Source organism: Leuconostoc sp. XM4, from assembly GCF_055698815.1.
In genome coordinates, this window is the sequence record NZ_CP134507.1 from 141,381 (window position 1) to 147,500 (window position 6,120).

Here is a 6,120-nt window from a genome sequence, read left to right on the forward strand (position 1 = left end):
CTAGACAAAACGGTACTAAATACCATACATAGGAGATTATTGATTCATGACAGAAGACATACGTGTTCGCTATGCGCCGTCACCAACGGGACATTTGCATATAGGGAATGCACGAACAGCTATTTTTAATTGGTTATTTGCACGCCACTACAATGGCACATTCGTTATTCGTATTGAGGATACTGACTCAGCACGTAATATTGCTGATGGCGAAAAATCACAACTTGAAAATTTAGCTTGGCTAGGTTTAGACTGGGATGAGAGCCCAGACAAACCAGGCGTTTATGGACCTTATCGTCAATCAGAACGTAATGAACAGGGTATTTATCAAGAATTTATCGATGCACTATTAGCTAGTGGGCAAGCGTACAAGTCTTACAAAACGTCAGAACAGCTCGCCTCTGAACGTGAAGCGCAACAGGCAGCTAAGCAGGCGCCGCATTATGTTTATGAATATGAAGGTTTGACTAACGAAGAGCGTGAAGCCAAATATGCTGAATTTGAAGCACAAGGATTAAAGCCGGTAGTGCGTTTCCGTGTACCAGAAGAGCAGGTATATGCTTGGGATGACATCGTTAAAGGGCATATCGAGATTGGTGCTAAAGAAGTTGGTGGTGATTGGGTCATTCAAAAAGCTGATGGTATGCCAACTTATAATTTTGCGGTTGTCGTTGATGACCATTTGATGAAAATTTCCCACGTTCTTCGTGGAGATGACCACGTCTCAAATACACCAAAGCAAATCATGATTTATGAGGCTTTGGGATGGAATGTGCCAAAGTTTGGACATATGGCTTTGATTATCAATGGAGAAACTGGTAAGAAATTGTCTAAACGTGATGAAAATCTCTTGCAGTTTGTTGAACAATACAAGGAATTAGGCTACCAACCACAAGCTATGGTTAATTTTATTGGTTTGCTGGGGTGGTCACCAAAGGGTGAAGATGAAATCTTTAGTTTGTCAGAATTCAAAGAAATGTTTGATGAAAAGCGTTTGAGCAAAGCAAATGCTAAGTTCGATCAAAAGAAATTAGAATGGGTCAACAACCAATGGATGCGTCGTGATACGGATGCTGTTATGCCACAACTTATTCAAGAGCTCGTCAATGCTCATTTGATATCTGCAGATGATGCTGCTGATAAGAAAAAGTGGTTGTCAGAAGTTATTAAAGTCGCTGGCGTTGATGGTATATCATATACGCGTCAAATTGTTGAGCTAGTTCGCAAACCTTTCTTTGAGTTGGGCGATATAACAGATGAAATGGTTGAATACCTGACTTCAGAAGATGGCCGTAAAGTGGCAGCTGCGTGGGAATCAACATATGAATCCTTGCCGACTGATGCAACTCCGGCCGACTATATGAGTACAATTCGTGCGATTCAAAACGACTTAGAAATAAAAGGCCGTAACTTATGGAATCCTATTCGTATTATGACTACTCACGAAGTCCAAGGGCCTAATTTACCAGAAATGTTGACATTGTTGGATAAGAACACTGTTCTGAAGACAATGCGCGATGTGAAAGAAAAATATTTAGCATAGGTATCTAAACGTCGAGGAATGCTCGGCGTTTTTTATTATGATTTTGAGTATCCATTCGTACTGAGGAATAATGCCAAAATATTTGCAGCTCATGTATAATACTAAGTAATAATAATTTTTCTATTATAAAGGGAGCAAACTATGATCTACGTCTACAATACGTTATCACGTGAAAAAGAAGTTTTTAAGCCAATTACTGCTGGCAAAATAAACATGTATGTTTGTGGTCCCACAGTATATAACTATATCCATATTGGGAATGCTCGCTCAGCCATTGCTTTTGACACAGTGCGCCGCTATTTTGAATATCGTGGTTATGAAGTCAATTATGTTTCGAATTTTACTGACGTGGACGACAAAATTATTAATCGTGCGCAAGAAGAAGGCATTTCTGAACTAGAGGTTGCTAATAAGTATGCTGATGCCTTTGATGAAGATACTCTGCCATTAAATATTAAACCTGCCACGGTGCGTTCACGTGCAACAGAAGTTATCCCAGAGATCATCGAATTCGTAAAAGATCTTATTGATAAAGGCTATGCATATGAGTCCGAAGGGGATGTTTACTTCCGTGCTAAGAAATTCAAGGGCTATGGTATTTTAGCTCATCAGGATTTGGCAGAGATGGAAGCTAATGCTGCTGGTCGTTTGAATGATGAGGAGACTATTCGTAAAGAGGATCCGATTGATTTTGCTGTTTGGAAAAATGAGCCACGGGAAGGGGTTATCTCATGGTCGTCTCCATGGGGGAATGGTCGTCCGGGCTGGCATATAGAGTGCTCGGTTATGGCGCAAAAGTACTTGTCGAATACAATTGATATCCATGGTGGCGGTATTGATTTAGCATTTCCACATCACACAAACGAAATTGCGCAGTCTGAGGCCAGAACGGGACAAAAGTTTGTTAATTATTGGATGCATAATGGATTTGTTAATGTTAATAATGAAAAGATGTCAAAATCTCTCGGTAATTTTACAACGCTACATGACATGCTAGCGACTTATGACGATCCAATGGTCATTCGATACTTATTGACCACAACGCAGTATCGGCGACCAATTAACTATGAAGCAAGCACTTTAGAACAAGCACGTTTAGAATTAGAACGCATCCGTACAGCTTATAGAAATTTGATGTTTCGAGCGGAAACATCGGAACCTGGTGGGGATGAAGATGTTGAGACATTGATTGAAGTGCAAAAGAAAGCGTTTGACCAGGCGATGGATGATGACTTTAATACGCCCAACGCGCTTGCAGCTATTTTTGAACTTGTTAGTATAGGGAATACCTACACTGAGCGTAACACTGTAAAAGTTGATACTGTTCAGCATTTATTAGGAACAATTGCCGATTTATTATCTGTATTTGGTATTGAGGGATTGGATGGTAACGAAGAACTTACAACGAAGCAACGCGAATTATTGGATAAACGTGTATTAGCTCGTGAGTCGCATGATTTTGAAGAATCAGACTTGTTACGTAATCAGTTAAAAGAAGTTGGTATATTTGTAGAAGATACACCACAAGGCCAACGTTGGCATAAATAAAAAAAGCTATCAGCTTGCTGATGGCTTTTTTTATTTATTAAGTAAAGGTAAAGGCAAAAGAACGAAAAGGAGGGAAGGGGTAAAAAAGGGGCGGATAAAGCGAATGAGAAGGTAAAGTAAGGGGATAAAAAGGGATAAAAAGCGAACGAAGGAAAGAGATAAAAAACAAGTAAAAAAAGTAGTTGACGAGGGGGAATAAAGTTGGTATATTAGTATATGTTCCGACGGAGCGAAGCGACGCAAAGCGTTGCGAGGCAAGGGGGAGCGAGAGCGTAAGGACAGTGAGGTCAACGAAAACTTCTTAAAAGAAGTAGTTGACAAAGCGAAACGAGCGTGGTAAGATAATATAGTTGTCTCAGCGACAACGAGTAGCACATTGAAAACTGAACAAAACTTTGAACAAACGAATCTGTAGCTGTTACGTAAAGTAACAAAAACAAATTTGCGAAGTCAATTCGTAACAAACAATAAACGGATTACGTTATAGAGATATAGCGAAATATAGTCAGTTTAATCGAAGAGCAATCTTCAAATTTTCAAATTGAGAGTTTGATCCTGGCTCAGGATGAACGCTGGCGGCGTGCCTAATACATGCAAGTCGAACGCACAGCGAAAGGTGCTTGCACCTTTCAAGTGAGTGGCGAACGGGTGAGTAACACGTGGACAACCTGCCTCAAGGCTGGGGATAACATTTGGAAACAGATGCTAATACCGAATAAAACTTAGTGTCGCATGACAAAAAGTTAAAAGACGCTTCGGCGTCACCTAGAGATGGATCCGCGGTGCATTAGTTAGTTGGTGGGGTAAAGGCCTACCAAGACAATGATGCATAGCCGAGTTGAGAGACTGATCGGCCACATTGGGACTGAGACACGGCCCAAACTCCTACGGGAGGCTGCAGTAGGGAATCTTCCACAATGGGCGAAAGCCTGATGGAGCAACGCCGCGTGTGTGATGAAGGCTTTCGGGTCGTAAAGCACTGTTGTATGGGAAGAACAGCTAGAATAGGAAATGATTTTAGTTTGACGGTACCATACCAGAAAGGGACGGCTAAATACGTGCCAGCAGCCGCGGTAATACGTATGTCCCGAGCGTTATCCGGATTTATTGGGCGTAAAGCGAGCGCAGACGGTTTATTAAGTCTGATGTGAAAGCCCGGAGCTCAACTCCGGAATGGCATTGGAAACTGGTTAACTTGAGTGCAGTAGAGGTAAGTGGAACTCCATGTGTAGCGGTGGAATGCGTAGATATATGGAAGAACACCAGTGGCGAAGGCGGCTTACTGGACTGCAACTGACGTTGAGGCTCGAAAGTGTGGGTAGCAAACAGGATTAGATACCCTGGTAGTCCACACCGTAAACGATGAACACTAGGTGTTAGGAGGTTTCCGCCTCTTAGTGCCGAAGCTAACGCATTAAGTGTTCCGCCTGGGGAGTACGACCGCAAGGTTGAAACTCAAAGGAATTGACGGGGACCCGCACAAGCGGTGGAGCATGTGGTTTAATTCGAAGCAACGCGAAGAACCTTACCAGGTCTTGACATCCTTTGAAGCTTTTAGAGATAGAAGTGTTCTCTTCGGAGACAAAGTGACAGGTGGTGCATGGTCGTCGTCAGCTCGTGTCGTGAGATGTTGGGTTAAGTCCCGCAACGAGCGCAACCCTTATTGTTAGTTGCCAGCATTCAGATGGGCACTCTAGCGAGACTGCCGGTGACAAACCGGAGGAAGGCGGGGACGACGTCAGATCATCATGCCCCTTATGACCTGGGCTACACACGTGCTACAATGGCGTATACAACGAGTTGCCAACCCGCGAGGGTGAGCTAATCTCTTAAAGTACGTCTCAGTTCGGATTGTAGTCTGCAACTCGACTACATGAAGTCGGAATCGCTAGTAATCGCGGATCAGCACGCCGCGGTGAATACGTTCCCGGGTCTTGTACACACCGCCCGTCACACCATGGGAGTTTGTAATGCCCAAAGCCGGTGGCCTAACCTTTTAGGAAGGAGCCGTCTAAGGCAGGACAGATGACTGGGGTGAAGTCGTAACAAGGTAGCCGTAGGAGAACCTGCGGCTGGATCACCTCCTTTCTAAGGATAATCGGAAAGCGACAGGGACTTAAGTGTCAATTTGTTTGTTTCAAAGTTTTGTTTAGTTTTGAGTGTGATACTTTAATAGGTATCATGGTCTCAAAGTGATCCTATGGGGAATTAGCTCAGCTGGGAGAGCACCTGCTTTGCAAGCAGGGGGTCAGCGGTTCGATCCCGCTATTCTCCATAGCTAGTCGAAAGGCTAGCATGTTGTACATTGAAAACTGAATAGTAACAAATTCTTTTAAAAGCAATCGTAAGATTGCACTAAAATGAACCGAGAAACAACACAAAAAGTTCTTTAAAAAGAACGGTTTAATCGCAGGTCTGAAAAATGACCAACTCATAAACTTAAACCACAACTTCGGTTGTATAGGTTAAGTTAATAAGGGCGCGTGGTGAATGCCTTGGCACTAGGAGCCGATGAAGGACGTGACTAACTACGATAAGCTTTGGTGAGCGGTAAGTACGCTATGACCCAAAGATTTCCGAATGGGGAAACCCAACTCGTAAGAGTTGTCTGTATCTGAATACATAGGATATTTGACGGAATACGCTGTGAACTGAAACATCTCATTAGCAGCAGGAGCAGAAAGAAAAATCGATTCCCTAAGTAGCGGCGAGCGAACGGGGAAGAGCCCAAACCAACGTGCTTGCATGTTGGGGTTGTAGGACTGATATATAAGAGTTACAAAAGTGTTTTATAGCAGAACAAGTTGGGAAACTTGGCTATAGAGGGTGATAGCCCCGTAAGCGAAATGAAGCACACTCTTTTCAGGATCCTGAGTACGGCCGGACACGTGAAATCCGGTCGGAATCTGCGGGGACCATCCCGTAAGGCTAAATACTCCCTAGTGACCGATAGTGAACCAGTACCGTGAGGGAAAGGTGAAAAGCACCCCGGAAGGGGAGTGAAATAGTTCCTGAAACCACGACGCCTA

2 protein-coding genes, 1 tRNA gene and 2 rRNA genes (1 of these 5 cut by a window edge) are annotated in these 6,120 nt (G+C 43.3%); all 5 read left to right on the plus strand.

Going from position 1 to position 6,120, the window contains the following annotated elements; all coding sequences use genetic code 11:
• Positions 1-46: 46 nt before the first annotated feature.
• Positions 47-1,543: a glutamate--tRNA ligase gene (gene gltX / locus RHP64_RS00765; RefSeq protein WP_025267681.1), complete on the plus strand. Its 1,497-nt coding sequence runs from the start codon at positions 47-49 to the stop codon at positions 1,541-1,543.
• A gap of 141 nt (positions 1,544-1,684) precedes the next feature.
• Positions 1,685-3,091, plus strand: coding sequence for a cysteine--tRNA ligase (gene cysS / locus RHP64_RS00770; protein WP_014324200.1), 1,407 nt, complete (start codon positions 1,685-1,687; stop codon positions 3,089-3,091).
• A 537-nt stretch (positions 3,092-3,628) separates the two neighbouring features.
• Positions 3,629-5,179: ribosomal RNA gene (locus RHP64_RS00775) — 16S ribosomal RNA — on the plus strand.
• Positions 5,180-5,293: 114 nt separating this feature from the next.
• Positions 5,294-5,366, plus strand: a tRNA-Ala gene (locus RHP64_RS00780).
• Between the two features lie 188 nt (positions 5,367-5,554).
• Positions 5,555-6,120, plus strand: a 23S ribosomal RNA gene (locus RHP64_RS00785); it runs 2,350 nt beyond the window's last position.
• The 16S and 23S rRNA genes sit together here with 1 tRNA gene alongside, the layout of an rRNA operon.

What these genes read in the sequence shown, in the direction of transcription:
- cysS (WP_014324200.1), top strand. Translation starts at nt 1,685, where the DNA reads ATGATCTACGTCTACAATACGTTATCACGTGAAAAAGAAGTTTTTAAG.
- gltX (WP_025267681.1), top strand. Translation starts at nt 47, where the DNA reads ATGACAGAAGACATACGTGTTCGCTATGCGCCGTCACCAACGGGACAT.